This window comes from Planococcus liqunii (assembly GCF_030413595.1).
Taxonomy (GTDB): domain Bacteria; phylum Bacillota; class Bacilli; order Bacillales_A; family Planococcaceae; genus Planococcus; species Planococcus liqunii.
In genome coordinates, this window is the sequence record NZ_CP129238.1 from 450,878 (window position 1) to 468,069 (window position 17,192).

At 47.2% G+C, this 17,192-nt stretch carries 16 protein-coding genes; 14 read left to right on the forward strand and 2 right to left on the reverse strand.

The features are described 5' to 3' along the window. Positions 1-130 precede the first annotated feature (130 nt). From QWY22_RS02380 to QWY22_RS02415, 8 genes are all read left to right on the forward strand, one after another. Positions 131-991: a DUF6612 family protein gene (locus tag QWY22_RS02380; protein WP_300982780.1), complete on the forward strand. Its 861-nt coding sequence runs from the start codon at positions 131-133 to the stop codon at positions 989-991. A gap of 231 nt (positions 992-1,222) precedes the next feature. Then, positions 1,223-2,173, forward strand: coding sequence for an ABC transporter permease (locus QWY22_RS02385; protein ID WP_300982781.1), 951 nt, complete (start codon positions 1,223-1,225; stop codon positions 2,171-2,173). Continuing rightward, positions 2,166-3,116, forward strand: a complete 951-nt coding sequence (locus QWY22_RS02390; RefSeq protein WP_300982782.1) for an iron chelate uptake ABC transporter family permease subunit — start codon at positions 2,166-2,168, stop codon at positions 3,114-3,116. Before QWY22_RS02385 ends, QWY22_RS02390 begins: the two co-directional genes overlap by 8 nt. Continuing rightward, positions 3,113-3,874 carry an iron ABC transporter ATP-binding protein gene (locus QWY22_RS02395; protein WP_300982783.1) on the forward strand — a complete coding sequence of 254 codons (762 nt, stop codon included), beginning with the start codon at positions 3,113-3,115 and terminating at the stop codon, positions 3,872-3,874. Before QWY22_RS02390 ends, QWY22_RS02395 begins: the two co-directional genes overlap by 4 nt. A 305-nt stretch (positions 3,875-4,179) precedes the next feature. Further along, positions 4,180-5,136, forward strand: a complete 957-nt coding sequence (locus QWY22_RS02400; protein WP_300982785.1) for a siderophore ABC transporter substrate-binding protein — start codon at positions 4,180-4,182, stop codon at positions 5,134-5,136. A 244-nt stretch (positions 5,137-5,380) separates the two neighbouring features. Continuing rightward, a complete protein-coding gene (locus QWY22_RS02405) occupies positions 5,381-6,448 on the forward strand; it encodes an ABC transporter permease (protein WP_300982786.1) in 1,068 nt (355 codons plus the stop codon). Positions 6,449-6,451: 3 nt separating this feature from the next. After that, positions 6,452-7,123: an ABC transporter ATP-binding protein gene (locus QWY22_RS02410; protein ID WP_300982788.1), complete on the forward strand. Its 672-nt coding sequence runs from the start codon at positions 6,452-6,454 to the stop codon at positions 7,121-7,123. Between the two features lie 737 nt (positions 7,124-7,860). Beyond that, positions 7,861-8,475, forward strand: a complete 615-nt coding sequence (locus tag QWY22_RS02415) for a phosphatase PAP2 family protein (protein ID WP_300982791.1) — start codon at positions 7,861-7,863, stop codon at positions 8,473-8,475. A gap of 46 nt (positions 8,476-8,521) precedes the next feature. Here QWY22_RS02415 and QWY22_RS02420 read toward each other — a convergent pair whose 3' ends face one another. Both QWY22_RS02420 and QWY22_RS02425 read right to left on the reverse strand, forming a co-directional pair. Continuing rightward, positions 8,522-9,802 (reverse strand): ammonium transporter, encoded by a 1,281-nt coding sequence (locus QWY22_RS02420; RefSeq protein ID WP_300982792.1) that lies wholly within the window; start codon positions 9,800-9,802, stop codon positions 8,522-8,524. A 12-nt stretch (positions 9,803-9,814) separates the two neighbouring features. Then, positions 9,815-10,156 carry a P-II family nitrogen regulator gene (locus tag QWY22_RS02425; protein ID WP_300982794.1) on the reverse strand — a complete coding sequence of 114 codons (342 nt, stop codon included), beginning with the start codon at positions 10,154-10,156 and terminating at the stop codon, positions 9,815-9,817. Positions 10,157-10,306: 150 nt separating this feature from the next. Here QWY22_RS02425 and QWY22_RS02430 point away from each other — a divergent pair, with 150 nt between their 5' ends. The 6 genes from QWY22_RS02430 (at position 10,307) to abc-f (ending at position 17,162) form a co-directional block, all read left to right on the forward strand. Next, a complete protein-coding gene (locus QWY22_RS02430) occupies positions 10,307-10,951 on the forward strand; it encodes a uracil-DNA glycosylase (RefSeq protein WP_300982796.1) in 645 nt (214 codons plus the stop codon). Positions 10,952-11,111: 160 nt separating this feature from the next. Next, positions 11,112-11,921, forward strand: coding sequence for a zinc transporter ZupT (gene zupT / locus QWY22_RS02435; RefSeq protein WP_300982797.1), 810 nt, complete (start codon positions 11,112-11,114; stop codon positions 11,919-11,921). Between the two features lie 54 nt (positions 11,922-11,975). Beyond that, on the forward strand, positions 11,976-12,923 hold the full coding sequence (locus QWY22_RS02440) for a DUF4003 family protein (protein ID WP_300982798.1): 948 nt from the start codon (positions 11,976-11,978) through the stop codon (positions 12,921-12,923). Positions 12,924-13,038: 115 nt separating this feature from the next. Then, positions 13,039-14,256: an MFS transporter gene (locus tag QWY22_RS02445; protein ID WP_300982799.1), complete on the forward strand. Its 1,218-nt coding sequence runs from the start codon at positions 13,039-13,041 to the stop codon at positions 14,254-14,256. 165 nt (positions 14,257-14,421) lie between these two features. Beyond that, a complete protein-coding gene (locus QWY22_RS02450; protein ID WP_300982800.1) occupies positions 14,422-15,276 on the forward strand; it encodes a GNAT family N-acetyltransferase in 855 nt (284 codons plus the stop codon). A gap of 221 nt (positions 15,277-15,497) precedes the next feature. After that, positions 15,498-17,162, forward strand: a complete 1,665-nt coding sequence (gene abc-f / locus QWY22_RS02455) for a ribosomal protection-like ABC-F family protein (RefSeq protein WP_300982801.1) — start codon at positions 15,498-15,500, stop codon at positions 17,160-17,162. Positions 17,163-17,192 lie beyond the last annotated feature (30 nt).

Here is a 17,192-nt window from a genome sequence, read left to right on the forward strand (position 1 = left end):
GAAAGCCAAGAAATAAACGAATAAAAGTTTCTGATATCGAAATATTCATTAAATAAGTGCCAAATAGTTGAAACTTTTTCCAATCATTCCCGTACTATAAACAAAGCCGAAATTTGAAAGGATGAGAGATTTGAAAAAATGGATGATGGCAATAGGCACAGGGGCATTGGCAATGAGCTTGGCGGCGTGCGGAGAAACAGCAGAACCGGCAGCGGGCACGGCGGATAAAAAAGAAGCGAACAGCGAATTGACGCTGGAAGAAGTGTTTGCAAAATCCCAGGAGGCTTCCGAAGACATCAAGAGCCTGCATGCGGACATGGTAAACAACCAGGTGATGAGCATCGAATCGGCGGGAATGGAAATGGAGATTGCCATGGACATCGCCATGGACATGACATTAGATCCAATCGCTTTTTACCAAAAGGCTGAAACTACGATGGTGTCAGAAGAAATGGGCTCTCCGGAACCGATGGCAATGGAAATGTACATGACAAAAGAAGGCATGTATATGAACGACCCGACAATCGGTTCCTGGATTAAAATGCCGGGTGAAAACATCGAGGATCTTCAGGCAATGATGGAACAGCAAACAGCCGATCCTTCTCAGCAGCTCGAAGACTTGAAAGCATTTGAGGATGATTTCACATTTGAACAGTCGGAAGATGAATACATCCTGAAATTGGACGCTGCCGGCGAAGAGTTCCAAGCGTTGATCGATAAGCAAATGGAACAGTTTTTAGGCCAAATGGAACTGGAAGCTCAAACCGCAATGGAAGATATGAAAATCAACGCCGTAGCGTATGAGATTTTCATTGATAAAGAAACGTTCCTGCCAAACAACATGAACGTCGACATGGATATCGATATGAACATTGAAGGCGACTCTGTCAATATCCAGTCAGACCTGGAATCGGCTTACAGCAAATACAATGAAATCGACGCCATTACCGTACCGGCCGAAGTCATTGAACAAGCAAAAGAAATGGAATAATCGGGAAGAAAAGCGCATGCTGCGGCATGCGCTTTTTCTATGCTTCAGAATTTATAAATATGTCAAACTTATAAACAAATTCATTTCTTCACATGCAGTTGAAAATTATTCTCATTTAACCGTTGACTCTTCTCACCAACCTGCTATACTGAAACTTGTGAGTAAGTGATAATCATTATCACTGATTTAATTAATCAATAAAGTTTTATTGAGCGCGGATGAGGGGCAGCTATGAAAAAAAGATATTTAATACCAGCATTAATCATACTGTCTGTTATTTCGCTGTTTGTCGGAGTAAGCAGTATCAGTATCACCGATCTGTTTGACTTCCAATCGGAAGAAACACAAATATTCCTGATCAGCCGACTGCCAAGGCTGGTTGCGATTTTGCTGGCAGGTGCGGGAATGAGTATGGCAGGACTCATCATGCAGCAGTTAAGCCGCAATAAGTTTGTGTCTCCTACGACGGCAGGTACATTAGATGCTACAAGGCTTGGGATTCTCGTTTCGATGCTGTTGTTCGCCAATGCATCGATGCTCGAGAAAATGACGGTAGCATTCGCTTTTGCACTTGCCGGAACGTTTCTATTCATGAAAATTCTTGACCGCATCAAATTTAAAGATGCTATATTCATTCCGCTGGTCGGTTTGATGTTCGGCAACATTCTTTCATCCGTCACCACATTCTTCGCTTACCGCGCTGACGTCATCCAGAACATGTCCGCTTGGCTGCAAGGCGATTTCTCAATGATCATGAAAGGAAGTTACGAACTGCTTTACATCAGTGTTCCGGTCTTTATCATCGCTTATTTTTATGCCAACCGGTTCACGGTTGCTGGAATGGGCGAGGATTTCTCCAAAAATCTGGGGATGAAATACCGCAGCGTTGTCAATATTGGACTGGTGCTGGTGGCGTTGATAACTGCTACAGTAGTGTTGACAGTCGGTATGATACCGTTTCTTGGATTGATTATCCCGAACATCGTTTCCATCTTCAAAGGAGACCATCTTCAAAAAACTTTGCCGCATACGGCGATGCTTGGAGCCATCTTCTTGCTGGTATGCGATATTTTAGGAAGAGTATTAATTTACCCGTATGAAATTTCCATCAGCTTAATGGTCGGTGTCATCGGAAGCTTTATTTTCCTCTTCTTATTGTTTAGGGGGAAAGCATATGCGTGATTTACATAAGATGCTCATACTGGTCGGCTTGGCTTTAGCGGCTTGTGGAGTATACCTGTTCCAGGATTTGAACGGGAGTTTCGATTATGCATTGCCGAGACGCGGCGTAAAAGTGTTTGCCATGGTGTTGACGGGAGTGGCCATTGCCTATGCGACGGTCGTCTTCCAGACCATCTCCCATAACCGGATTTTAACGCCGAGCATTATGGGGTTGGATTCGCTTTATATGATGCTTCAGACTTTGCTGATCTTTTTCCTTGGTTCGGACCACATTACGATCGTCAACAAGCAAGTGAATTTCTTGCTGTCGATTGCTGTCATGGTCATATTCGCCTTACTGTTTTATCAATTGCTTTTCAAAAAGAACGAGCGGCCGATTTACTTTCTGTTGCTGGTCGGCATCATTTGCGGAACGTTTTTCGGAAGTATTTCCACGTTTTTGCAAGTGCTGATTGACCCTAATGAATTTTCAATCATCCAGGACCGGATGTTTGCCAGTTTCAATAATGTCAACGAAGATCTGGTGTGGACTTCACTCGTCTTTATCACGTTGCTGATCGCCTTTGCCTGGAAGCAGAATTCATCATTGGATGTTCTGACGCTGGGCCGCGATACAGCGATTAATCTGGGAGTAAACTACGACGCACTCGTCAAACAAATGCTGGTGCTGTCTGCTGTCTTGATTGCCATTGCCACGGCGCTCGTCGGACCGATCACCTTTTTCGGCCTGATTGTTGCAAACTTGTCTTATCAATTTTTCACCTCGTATAAACATTCGGTGTTATTGACGGGATCCATCGTCATCAGTGTAGTTGCCTTAGTCGGCGGCCAATGGGTAGTGGAGCGGATCTTCACTTTCAACACGACATTGAGCGTCATCATCAATTTCATCGGTGGAGTTTACTTCATCTATTTACTATTAAAGGAGAGTCGATCTAAATGATCCAAGTTCGTGAATTGACGAAGCTGTACGGAAAAAAGCAAGTGGTGGAAAATGTCTCGGTTGATATCCAGCGCGGCCAGATTACTTCTTTTATCGGACCGAACGGTGCAGGTAAATCCACATTGCTTTCGATGGTTAGCCGGCTTTTGGATGCGGATACCGGGGAAGTGCTCATCGATTCAACCAATACCAAAAAGTTGAAATCGAATGACTTCTCGAAACGCGTTTCCATCCTGAAGCAGTCGAACTACATGAATGTGCGTTTGACGATTCGCGAACTGGTCTCTTTTGGACGCTTTCCTTATTCAAAAGGCCGTCTTAACGACGAAGATGAAAAGATGGTCGACCAATCAATCGACTATATGGATTTGAAGGAAATGGAGAACTCGTATTTGGATGAGTTATCAGGCGGGCAGCGCCAACGCGCGTTTATCGCGATGGTCATTGCTCAGGACACCGACTATATCTTGTTGGATGAGCCGCTGAATAACCTGGACATGAAACACTCCGTTCAAATCATGAAGATTTTGCGCCGCCTGGTAGATGATCTTGGCAAGACAGTCGTCATCGTCCTTCACGACATCAACTTCGCTTCTGTGTATTCCGACCGGATCGTGGCATTGAAAAATGGCCGGGTAGTGAAAGACGGAACAACGGAAGAAATCATTCAAAGTGCAGCATTAAAAGAAATCTACGACATGGATATTCCGATTCAGCAGATGGATAATTGCCGAATTTGCGTGTATTTCAATTCTTAAGAAAAGCGCAAGCGCCTGTTCAGCCCCGACAAGCGCTGGAGAGCTTGGCTGTCATGGCGGTTTTTGCCATGATGGACAAGGTCGAAGCGACTCGAGGGGCTAGGCGCTGGAGTCTGGACAATGAGAAAAGCGCAAGCGCCTGTCCAGCCCCGACAAGCGCTGGAGAGCTTGGCTGTCATGGCGGTTTTTGCCATGATGGACAAGATCGAAGCGACTCGAGGGGCTAGGCGCTGGAGTCTGGACAATAAATGAAGAACTGAAGATTTACACTTTCTTGAAAACTTAAAAAGAGGAGCTAAAATAAAATGAAAAAGTGGTTATTGATCGCATTTACATTAATGATGGTAGCAGTGCTGGCAGCTTGCGGCGCTAAAGAAGAAGCAACGGATGCAAATGCTGCAAAAGCAGACGGAAAAGAAACAGAAACAATCACGGTGAAACATGAACTTGGCGAAACGACTTTTGACAAAGATCCGAAAAAAGTAGTTGTTTTTGACTTCGGTATTCTTGATTCAATGGATCAGTTAGGCCTTGAAGAATCTGTTGCGGGTGTTCCACAGGCAAGCATTCCTGCTTACCTTGAAAAATACGCAGACACTGAAAAATACGAAAACGTTGGTACGTTGAAAGAAGCGGATTTTGAAGCAATCAATGCAATGGAGCCGGACTTGATCATCATTTCTGGACGCCAGGCAGACATGTACCCAGAGTTCGAAAAAATTGCTCCAACAGTCCACTTGGCTGTAGATACGACAAAATACATGGAATCATTTGAAGCGAACATGAACACACTTGGAGACATCTTCGGCAAAGAAGACCAAGTGAAAGAAGAATTGGCTGCAGTTGAAAAGCAGATCGAGGACTTGAAAACAAGTGTTACTGATGAAAAAGCATTGATCGTTCTTGCAAATGAAGGCAAAGTGAGCGCTTATGGAGCTGCATCACGTTTCGGGCTTATCCATGACGTGTTCGGCGTTAAACAAGCGGATGAAGGAATTGAAGCTTCGACTCACGGCCAAAGCATCTCTTTCGAATACATCCTGGAAACAAATCCAGACATGATGTTCGTAGTTGACCGCAATGCGGCAGTAGGAAATGAAGCAACGGCAAAAGACTCTCTTGAAAACGAATTGGTACAAAAAACAAATGCTTATAAAAACGACAACATCATCTACTTGGATCCAGATTTCTGGTACCTATCAGGCGGCGGATTCCAATCTGTAAGCCAGATGGTTAAAGACATCCAGGCTGCGTTTAAATAAGCCTATCAGTCATAGGATTTCTCCTGCCCCCCGCTTTAGTAAAAAGCGGGGGTTTTCTTTCGGCTTTTTTTAAAAAGCTGAAGCCATCAGCCGAGAAATGAGACATGCCGTCACAGCTTTGCCTTTTTTGGGCGATAATCAAAAGGATTACGCAAAAATACAAAGGGTATATAATCTTTGTATAAGTATTATATAATCGAACCTGCTATACTGATGACATACTTAAGAAACAGGAAGTGATGGAATGTTTTTAGCGTGGAATGAAATTCAAAAAAATAAGCTTCGCTTCGTTTTGATTATCGGTGTCCTTATGCTGGTTGCGTATCTCGTATTTTTCTTGTCGGGACTTGCCAATGGCTTAGCCAGTTTAAACCGTGAAGCGGTAGACAAGTGGGAGGCATCGGCAGTGGTGCTGACCGAAGAGTCGGATAAAAGCTTAGTGGCGTCTTCTTTGACAATTGACGAAGCCGAAGCTGTGGAAGCTGATGAAACGGCTGTTCTTGGCCAGATCAATGCCATTGCACGGAATGATGACCAAAAAGCCAATGTTTCCATTTTTGGCATCCGGGAAGATGAATTCATCATGCCTGAAGTGTCGGAAGGCGAAGCGTTTGCCGGAGAAAACGAAGTCATTGCCAGTGATACATTGAAAGAAGACGGCTTTGCTCTTGGAGACGTAGTGGAACTGTCTTCGACAGAAGAAAAGCTGAAGATTGTCGGGTTCACAGAAGATGCCCGCTTTAACGCGGCGCCGGTCCTTTACGGCGACTTGGCGACTTTTCAGCGGGTGAAATTCGGGGAAGCGGCCGAAGTGAACGAAGACCAAATCAACGGATTGGTTTTGCGTACAGATGATGTTTCCGCAGCGACGGATAAAGATGAACTTGAAGCCATTGAAGTGGAGACGTTCATTGAAAACTTGCCAGGCTATACAGCGCAAAGTCTAACATTAAACTTCATGATTTATTTCTTGTTTGTCATTTCGTCGGTTATCGTGGCGATTTTCTTGTACGTATTGACCGTCCAAAAAATCAGCATGTTCGGCGTCATGAAAGCGCAAGGCGTACCGAGCGGCTATCTGGCGCGTTCCGTAATTGCCCAGACGTTTATTCTGGCTTTGATCGGGGTGGCGGTCGGATTGGCATTGACGCTGATAACCGGCCTGTTCTTGCCGGCAGCTGTTCCAGTGGCCTTTGATATTCCGACCATGCTGATTTATGGTGCCGTTCTGGTAGTAGTAGCGATTGCCGGCGCTGTATTCTCTGTATTGACGATTGTAAAAATAGATCCACTAAAAGCGATTGGAGGGTAAACGATGGCAGTATTGGAATTTAACCAAGTGAACAAAACATTCGGCAGCGGCCATAAAAAAGTGGACGCTTTGAAATCAACCGACTTTCATGCTGAACAAGGAGAAATGATTGCGGTGATCGGGCCTTCCGGTTCCGGGAAAAGTACATTCCTGACAATCGCCGGCGGTCTATTGTCGCCTTCAAACGGTGAAGTCATCATCAACAATGAAAACATCACCGCCTTGAACGAAAAAGAGCGTTCCAAAATCCGTTTGAAAGAAATCGGTTTTATCCTGCAAGCTTCCAACTTAGTTCCGTTTTTGACGGTGGATAAGCAAATGAAGCTGCTGGATAAAGTGAAGAAAAACAATATGACCAAAGAAGAAGTCGAACAGCTCTACAAAGATTTGGGCATCGGCGACTTGCGCAATAAATACCCGTCGGACCTGTCGGGCGGAGAGCGGCAGCGTGTGGCGATTGCCAAAGCGCTTTACAGCAATCCGTCCATCGTCTTGGCCGACGAACCGACGGCATCGCTCGACTCCGACCGGGCTTATGAAGTGATGGGCCTGCTGAAAGACGAAACGAAGAACAAAATGACGACCACCATTGTGGTGACGCACGACACCCGGCTCATCGACTACTGCGACAAAGTCTATAAAATGGTCGATGGTGTTTTGGAACAGCAAAAATAAGTGAACCCGTCAAAATGGCGGGTTGAGCTTGTAGACAAAAGAATTTTTATACATGATAGCTGAATAAACCTACGACCAGAGAGGAAATCCCGGATCCTCCGTTTCAGCCGGACACGTTCCGCGGGCTCGCGCCGAACTAACTCGGAACGTACGTCCCGAGTGGATTTCGGCACTTCGTCGCTACGCTGCCCCGCTGGAGTCGCCGGCTTCCACTCCGGTCCCTAAACATGAAGGCTATCTAGAGGTGTCACTTTTCTTCTTGAGCCATCTGGTTGAGTGTCAATCGGATGAGCATTCTCTTTCCAATCCAAGAGAGACGCCCCAACCGGTTCGGCCACGTAGACTCCTGTGGGACAGCGAAAGCTGAAGACCCCGCAGGTGCGAAGCGGCGAGGAGGCTGAAGCTGAGCCCACGGAAAGCGAAGTGGCCGGTCTGGTTGGGTTTATGCATTTCTATACATTTCATCTAAACTTTGTTTACAGTCTGAACCCGCCGAAATGGCGGGTTTTTTATATGATTCGAAGCAATACGACCGGTAAAGTGAAAAATGCGACCAGTAGTGGAAAAAATACGACCAGCAGAGTCAGAAATACGACCAGCAAAGCTTGAATACGCTTTTTTAGCAAAAAAGGCCATAGAGCCAGACCTGAATTTCCTTACTCGAACCGAGCATTTTTGAATGAATGGAAAATTTAGACTATAATAGACAGAAGAGCTCGTGGAAAGAAGGTGAGGCTATGAAGCGTCTATTGTATTTGTTGGGGATACTTGCGTTGATCGGTTTTATTGGAATTGGGCTTACTTTCGCTGACGGGACATTCGGAGAAGCCGACCGGCAAGCCGCTGATTTGCTGGCTGGAATCGGTTGGCTGGACGTTCTTTCCGTTCTAGCGGATGAAGCTGTGGTGTTTATTGTAGGGATCGCCATGATCGTATACTTATGGCTGCGCCGGAGGGATTACCGGGGCATGCTGTTTGTCTTTTTGACCGTCGGAGCGGGACGGGCATTGAATCAGGGATTGAAAGAAGTATATCAACGGGAGCGGCCCGATTTTCCTCATGGGTTGGACAGCTTCGGGTTTCCGTCCTGGCATGCCATGGGGGCAGTTCTGTATCTCCTGACGGCTGCGTATTTTTTTGTGGGATCGCTTGAGTCGCGGACAGCACAAGGGCTCGTTTGGCTGGCGGCAGTGGGTCTGGCAATCATCGTTGGCTTGTCGCGGGTGGCTGGCGGCGAGCAGTACTTTTCGGATGTCTTAGCTGGCTGGTGTGTGGGCTTTGCGCTGTTTGCTGCTGTTGCATTCTGGTACGAAATGAGAGAGCGCTCCTTTAAAAGAGCGCACATACAGTAAAAAAAGCGGGAACCGGATAAACGGTTCCTGCTTTTATTTATACACGTCATGGTTTTTGCGGAGCGGGGTGTTCCCCAAGTTGGTTCAGGCGCTCTGCAAAAGAACTGGCTGTTGGCGGCGCACCGCTCAACACATCCTGCATGGCGTAAGCCTGGGAACCGTGTTCGGAAAAATCCAAGCCGCTTTCTTCGTCCTCAGCTGCCACACGAAGCGGAACGAGGGTATTGACGATTGCCAGTACAAGTGTCGCCGATACGGTCGTCCAAGCGATGACGGCTAAAATGCCGACTGTTTGGATGCCGAGGATTTCAGCGCCTCCCCCGTATAGCAGGCCGCCTGTTGTGTCAAAGAAACCGAGTGCCAGTGTTCCCCAAATGCCTGCAACGCCGTGGACGGCGATGGCGCCGACTGGATCATCCACCCGGATTTTGGCATCGAGCAAACGGACAGCTTCTGTCATGATGACACCGGCAAGGAGGCCAATAATGATCGCCCCGACAAATGATACATTGGCGGCGCCGGCTGTGATCCCGACAAGACCGGCAAGTGCGCCGTTCATCGTCAACGAAGGATCAATGCGGCCATAGCGCAGGCGTGTATACAAAGCGGTAGACAAAACGGCTGCTGAAGCTGACAGCAATGTGTTCAAGATGACTGGCGGCACAAGTGCCGGATCCGCTGCCAATGTGCTGCCTCCATTGAAGCCGAACCAGCCGACCCAAAGGATGAAAACACCTAATGCGCCAAGCGGCAAATTATGGCCAGGAATCGAATTGACGATTTTCCCGCTGTATTTGCCGATGCGGGGACCCAGCTTCCAAGCGGTAATAAAGGCGGCGGTTGCACCGGTCAAATGGACCACGGTCGAACCGGCGAAGTCGATAAAGCCGATCTGCGACAGCCAGCCGCCGCCCCATACCCAGTGCCCCACGACTGGGTAGATTACTGCAGTCATTCCGATAGTGAGCAGAATATAAGCTCCTAATCTCATGCGTTCAGCGACTGCACCGGAAATAATCGTCGCACAGGTTGCCGCAAATACTGCCTGGAAAACGAAGAAGCCGATATCTTCCCGGCCTGCCAGTAGAAATCCGTCTGTTCCAATCATCCCGAAACCCGAAGTGCCAAACATAAGTGCAAATCCGACAAAGAAATAAAGGATTGAACCGAGGGCGACGGTGATTAAGTTTTTCATGAGGATATTCAGGGTATTTTTAGAACGGGTGAACCCGGTTTCAAGCATCGCAAATCCGGCGTGCATAAAAAAGACAAGAATCGTGCCGAGCATTACCCACATCATATCAACTGAACTTTGAACTGCTTCCATGTAAATTCCTCCCTATCCAACGGCGATGATGCCGCGTTCTTTTGTTCTGATCCGAATGGCTTCCTCAACCGGCAGGATAAATATTTTACCGTCTCCTACTTCGCCGGTGGAGGCGTATTCCAGCAAGGCATCCACAATGGATTCAACTTTCGAGTCGTCTACGACCATTTCGAGTTTCAACTTTGGAGAAAACTCCATCGTATAGGCGTTGCCTCGGAACAAGCCGACGCGGCCTTCCTGTTTTCCGATTCCGGCGATTTCGGTGACACTCAGCCCATCAATGCCTTCAAGCGCCAAAGCTTGGCGGACATTGGCAAAAACAGAGGGACGGATGATTGTCTCAATCTTTTTCATTGTTTTTCCTCCTTCGAAATGGTTCTAACAAAAATAATGTTAGGTTTTCTAACATAATAAACAATAAATTCTGACAATGCAATAGTTTTTTAAAATTAATGTCAGAAAACCTTACATTTAAAATCAATAAAGCAAATCTGAGGTGATATCGTGTATAAAATAGCAGATGACTTGGTCCAATTAGGAATAGAACGAATCAAAGAATTTCCGGTAGAAGGCTTTGTAAGAGGAAGCGGACCGCTTCATCCGGCGTTGATGCTGGTAGGGGAAGCGCCGGGAGAAAATGAAGTGGAAACCGGCATTCCGTTTACGGGGCGTGCTGGAAAAGAACTGATGGCTTCACTTGAAAGTGTCGGCTTAGCCAGAGAAGATGTGTATATCACCAGTGCAGTGCGGAGCCGTCCGTATAAATGGGGATCCAAAAAAGAACGCAATGGAACAACGACCGAGCGAAAATACAACCGGGCGCCAACCAAAAAAGAAATTATTGCGCATGCTCCGATTTTGGATACAGAAATCCGGGATATCCATCCGCCGCTGATTGTCACGCTGGGCAATATCGGGCTGCAGCGTTTGGTGGGGCCGAAAGCGAAAGTGACGCAGCTGCACGGCGTTCTGATGGAAACGCCGATTTTAATGTGGGACGAGGACAAGCAGGCCTTTACTGAAACGGAAGAAGTGTATCATATCTTTCCGACCTTCCATCCGGCCAGTGTTTTTTACAACCCGCCGGTGCGGGAGCTGAAAGACGAGGATTGGCGGAAGCTTGGAGAGCTGCTGCGCATTAAAGGTTAGTGCTGACGGGTTTTGGTGTTTCGCATACCAGCGGATTCTCTGAAAAACAATTTGGAAATTGGAGAATAATAGAATATCTTCCTTGATTGATAAAAGTTGCGTTAAGGAAACTTTTAACGTACAATAACCCTATTCAAAAGAATGGAAGGAAGTCAGGGTTATGGACAGTACCGTATTGTTTGCTCTTGGATTAACGCTATTTGCCGGATTAGCAACGGGCATCGGTAGCTTGATTGCCTTTTTTGCATCCCGCACTAATACTAAATTTCTTTCGATTTCGCTCGGGTTCTCAGCCGGCGTCATGATTTATGTTTCGATGATCGAAATCTTTGTCAAAGCGAAAGATGCTTTGACCGGTGCCCACGGGGAATCGCTTGGATATTGGCTGACGCTCGCTGGCTTTTTCGGCGGGATGATTTTTATGGCAGTATTGGATCGGATTTTGCCGGAAGTGGGAAATCCGCATGAAGTGAAGACCGTGGAAGACATGGATGAAGGGCCTACTAATGCGGAATACGCCCATCTCCGGAAGCTGGGGATATTTACAGCGCTCGCGATCGGCATCCATAACTTTCCGGAAGGCATTGCCACGTTCATGTCGGCAATCCAGGATCCGGCTTTGGGGATTGCCATTGCCATCGCCGTTGCCATCCATAACATTCCGGAAGGGATTGCAGTATCGGTTCCGATCTACTACGCAACAGGCAGCCGGAAAAAAGCTTTCCAGTACAGTTTTTTATCCGGTGTTTCAGAACCGGTCGGGGCCATTGCTGCTTGGTTGATCTTAATGCCTTTTCTTAGCGACACGTTATTCGGCATCATTTTTGCCGGAGTAGCCGGCATTATGGTTTTCATTTCTCTTGATGAACTATTGCCTGCTGCCAAAAGGTATGACGAAGCCCATTTGTCCATATATGGATTGGTGGCAGGGATGGCGGTCATGGCTATCAGCCTGGTATTGATTGTATAAAATGAAACTTTGCGCCTCCTCGTCTCGTATGAATGAGATAAGGAGGCGTTTTCTATGGACATAAAGCAACTGGAAGAGACTTTTAAAGAAGTATCTAAAACGCTTGGATGGTCAGTGGATAAGCGGATTGCCCTGGCAGTGACGACCTTTTATCTGACGCAGGACTCGGGATTTTGGAAAAAAGAGCACGAAGAAGCCGCGGAGATCATCAAGAAAAAAGAAGGCTGGGCTTCCCCATTACGGTATTATATGTTCCATATTGCTTCGGCTTTTCTCGCGCTTCAGGGAGAACCGGAAAACGGGTTGAAAAGATTAAATGCCAAACAGCTGGAACTGAACGAAGCAGGATTCCGCAAATCGCCTTATACCTATCTGGCTGCGCTGCTGATGGAAGACACGGGCGAGGCGGCCCGCGCAAAAGAGTTATACGATCAGATGAGGCAGCACCACAAATTCCTCACTTCCAATGAAGATGTGCCTTATGCGGTACTTTTAGGCAGGAGGGAAGGGACGGCTGAAGAGAGGGCTGCAACGATGAACGCCTACTACCGGGAACTCCGCGAACATGGCTTTAGCATCGGCAATGATTTGCAATGGCTGTCTCAGCTTATGACGTTCAATTCGCCGGCATACGATCCGGAAATGGTCGGACGGGTTTTGGCGACCCGTGAATTTCTGCAGAACGAAAAAATTAAAATACGGCCGCCCCAGTATCCAATTTTGGGACTGCTCGCAACGGCAAAAGCGAGCGGACACACACTCGGGCAGATTGTCGAACAGACACGGCAGCTGGAAAACAGCAAATTGTTCAGATGGTATAAGGATGTCGCTTTTTCAACAGCCGTGCAGTTTGGCATGAAAGACATCATCGAAACCCGTGAAGTTTCTGATATCACATTTTCAACTTCGTTGGAGATGTTGATGCAAGCCCAGCAGGCGGCTATGATGGCGAGTATCAACGCCGCCGTTATTTCTTCCTCTGCCAATAACGGCTCCAGTTAACAGTAATTGTTTGAAAAATTCAACTTTTCCCAACTGTCTTGTCACCTTTATACCGAAAGAGTATAGTATGGTGTAAAGACATCATATTACATGTGTAAAGACAGGGAGAGCTGGCATGGCTACACTAACAGAGAAAAACACGGTTCCGCTTTCAAGAAACAAATTGCTGGGAGTGGCAGGATTGGGTTGGCTTTTTGATGCAATGGATGTGGGGATCCTATCGTTTGTCATCGCCGCCTTGCAAGTGGACTGGAATTTAAATGCTTCGCAAATGGGCTGGATCGGCAGTGTCAATTCAATTGGCATGGCTGTCGGCGCCTTTGTCTTCGGAATTTATGCTGACCGGGTCGGGCGCAAGAAAATCTTTATCATCACCTTATTGCTGTTTTCATTGGCGAGCGGCATTTCTGCATTAACGACATCGCTTGCTGCATTTATGCTTCTGCGATTTTTTGTGGGCATGGGGCTTGGCGGTGAACTGCCGGTTGCTTCGACGCTGGTTTCCGAAAGCGTGCCGGCGAATGAACGTGGCCGTGTAGTTGTATTGCTGGAAAGTTTCTGGGCCGGCGGCTGGCTGATTGCTGCGCTTATTTCATACTTTGTCATTCCGTCGTTCGGCTGGCGCGTCGCCTTGCTGCTGACTGCCTTGCCGGCATTGTATGCGTTGTATCTGCGCATCAAGCTGCCGGATTCGCCGCAATTTTCGGCGAAAAAAGATGTGCTGCGGTCCATTTCAACCAATATAAAAGACGTCTGGTCCAAAAAATACCGGCGTCCGACATTGATGCTTTGGATCGTCTGGTTTACGGTCGTCTTTTCGTATTACGGCATGTTCCTCTGGCTGCCGAGCGTTATGGTGTTAAAAGGTTTCACGATGATTCAAAGTTTCGGCTACGTCCTGATTATGACGCTGGCCCAGCTGCCGGGGTATTTCTCCGCGGCTTGGCTCATTGAAAGAGCGGGGCGTAAATTTGTACTTGTTACGTACTTGATGGGAACAGCTGCCAGTGCGCTGATTTTTGGAAACGCCGATACCATCGCCGTGCTGATTGCAGCAGGAGCTTTCCTGTCTTTCTTTAACTTGGGAGCTTGGGGAGCGCTTTATGCGTATTCACCAGAGCAATACCCGACTGTCATCCGCGGCACCGGCACTGGGATGGCCGCTTCATTTGGCCGGATCGGCGGCATCTTAGGTCCATTATTGGTCGGGTTCATGCTGACGGCTGGATACGGCATTGGCTGGATCTTTGGGATTTTCTGCGTATCGATCATTATTGGGGCGTTAGCTGTGGCGTTTCTTGGAACGGAAACGAAACAAATGGAACTGGAATAGGAACGTGCAAAGGGCTCCTCCGTTTAAAACGGATGGGCCTTTTTTAGATTTTGTCATTTTATCAGCCGAAATAAATTTTAGAAAAAAGTTTATTTAGCAGGAGTTTTTTCCACCTTTAGCCAATATTTAATAGTCAGAGATCAAGACGGAAAAGAGTGAGTCAAAATGGACTGGATGGTTTACACAAATCCCGCTGCCTATGCAGAAAAAGTGGAAAAGCTGTTATATAAAAACGAAGACATATATAGTTTGTTTTTAGGAATACTGAATCAGATAAAAGATGGGCGCTACGAAGAATACTTTCTGGCGACGATGGAACAAGACGGGGAAGTGGCAGCGGCTTGTTTGATGACGCCGCCGCATCCATTTCAGCTGGTTATTTTTCAACAGGTTCCGGCAATTGAAAGAGAAATAGCGCACCGGTTATTGGCTGCAGGCTTAGTGGTGGACGCAGTTGTCGGCGACCAGGCCGTAGCGCACGGATTTGCGGATGCTTGGATCCAACGTGTTGGCGGGGAAATACGGGTGCTTATGCATCAAGGGCTTTACCGCGCAGATGCTGTAAATACCCGGCTGGAAAAAAGTCCGGGAACCTGGCGTGTGGCCAATAAAAAAGATGCGTCCTTGCTGGAAGGATGGATTTTGCTTTTTGAACAGGAAACAGGCATTGCCATGTCGACACCAGCGGAAGCGGCACGGAAAATCGATTCGTTTATTGAGCTGAAGGAGGTCTATGTATGGGAGGTGGACAATGAAGTCGTGTCCTGCATGAAAAAATCCCGGCCATCCAAACATGGCATTACGGTATCATTCGTCTTTACGCCAATGAAGCATCGCCGCAAAGGATACGCTCGCACACTTGTTGCAGAAGTGACTGAAGAGCTGCTCGGTGAATACGATTTTGTCATGCTTTACACCGACTTGCAGAACCCGACTTCCAATAAGATCTATCAGGAAATCGGCTTTGAGCAAATTGCGACGCCGGTCCATTTGAAAATTGAGGACGATCTTTCAGAATAATATGTTATAGTAGAGGCAATAAACTGAAGGGATGATGGGTGGCCGATGGATAACTGATCCTATTTCTATGCAACCGAAGATTTTGGTGTGAAAGAGATTGGATTCGTCTGCCCATTTTTAACAAAACAAACAGCCTGTGAAAACAGGTTATTTGGGTATGCGAATTCTTCCGAATACAACTCGGAGGAATTTTTTTATTTCTCCGATTAGGGGGAATGGCTATGGCCGTTATAGGAAAAGTAAACAAGCTGACAATCGGTTTTGAAGAGCGGATTGTTTTGAGAGAAGCGCAGGCTGATATTCCGAAAGGGGCACGAATTGCGGTGATTGGCGCAAACGGCAGCGGAAAGTCATCCTTGCTGGATGCGATTGCAGAAGGGGCTCCGGGAATCCAATGGATGGGATCATTGCCATCTGTCGCTTATATGAAGCAGGAAGTGGAACGGCTGGATGCTGGAGTTTCGGATGCCGCTAGCCGAAAGCTTGAAAAGGAATGGCATGTGCCGTCAGTCCGCGTCCGCTTAAGCGGGGGCGAAGCGATGAAGATGCGTTTGGCACGGACGTTGTCGGAAAATGCGGAAGTGCTGCTGCTTGATGAGCCGACCAATCATTTGGATGCGGAAAGCATCGGAGCCGTTGTCAAACAACTGGCGGAATATGACGGTGCATTGCTGATTGTCTCGCATGACCGGCATTTTATTGATCAAGTAGCGACTCAAATCTGGGAAATTGAAGACGAAAAATTGACGGTTTACAAAGGGAATTACAGCGTCTCTAGAGAAGAAAAAGAGCACCGGAAACTGACGCAGCAAAGAAAGTACAATCAGCAGCAGGCGAAAATTGCCCGTGTGGAACAGCAGCTTTCCGAACTGCAGTCCTGGTCGGGAAAAGCGCATGCAGACTCGACGAAACAAGATGGCTTTAAAGAATTCTACCGCTCCAAAGCAAAACGCATGGATGTTCAAGTGCGCAGCAAGCGGAAACGGCTGGAAGCAGAACTAGAAAAGGAGGGGGTAGAGCGGCCGAAAGAAGAAGCGGGCATCAAGTTTGAAATCGGCAGTGCCGATAAAAAAGGGAAACGCGTCATGGAATTGAAGGAGGTCAGCAAGGCTTACGGAGACCGCCTCCTTTTTGAAAATGCCACTTTTACCGTGCAGCACGGCGAACGCGTTGGGCTGGTCGGTAAAAACGGCAGCGGCAAATCCACTTTCTTCAGCATGCTCCGGAAAGAAACCGATTATTCAGGAGAGATTTGGATGACTGCCGGCATGAAAATCGGCTACTTGAGCCAGAATGTTTTTGACTTGCCGGAACAAAAAACGCCTGCGGAGTTATTTGGAACAGGAAGCTACGAAGTGAACGGCAAAATCCGGACCTTGATGGACAACCTGGGATTCGAAAAACACCATTGGACCGAACCGATTCGCCACTTGAGCATGGGGGAGCGGGTCAAATTGAAGTTAATGGAATTTATGCTGTCGGAATGCAATGTGCTGTTATTGGATGAACCGACCAACCACCTCGATTTGCCTTCCCGCGAACAATTGGAGAAAACTTTGGAGAGCTTCCCGGGAACTTTGCTGGTTGCCACTCATGATCGCTTTTTCATGGAAAAACTGGCGGACAAATTGCTGGTGTTTGAGGAAGGCAAGCTGTTCAAGTATGAAAGCAGCTTTTCGGAATGGAACAATAAATCCAACGGAGATGTTCAAGTGGACCTGTTGCAGCTGGAGACAGAACGCCAAGCTGTTCTGGGCAAACTGAGTTTGATGCAGCCAAAAGATAAAGAGTATGGAGCATTGGATCGCCGTTTCAATGAATTGACCGTAGCCATTAAAGCTATTTCGTCTGGTTCTGTAAAGGAAGCAGGGAAAAAGAGTAAATAATTCCCGTTTCGGGTAAATTAAAAAGTAGGT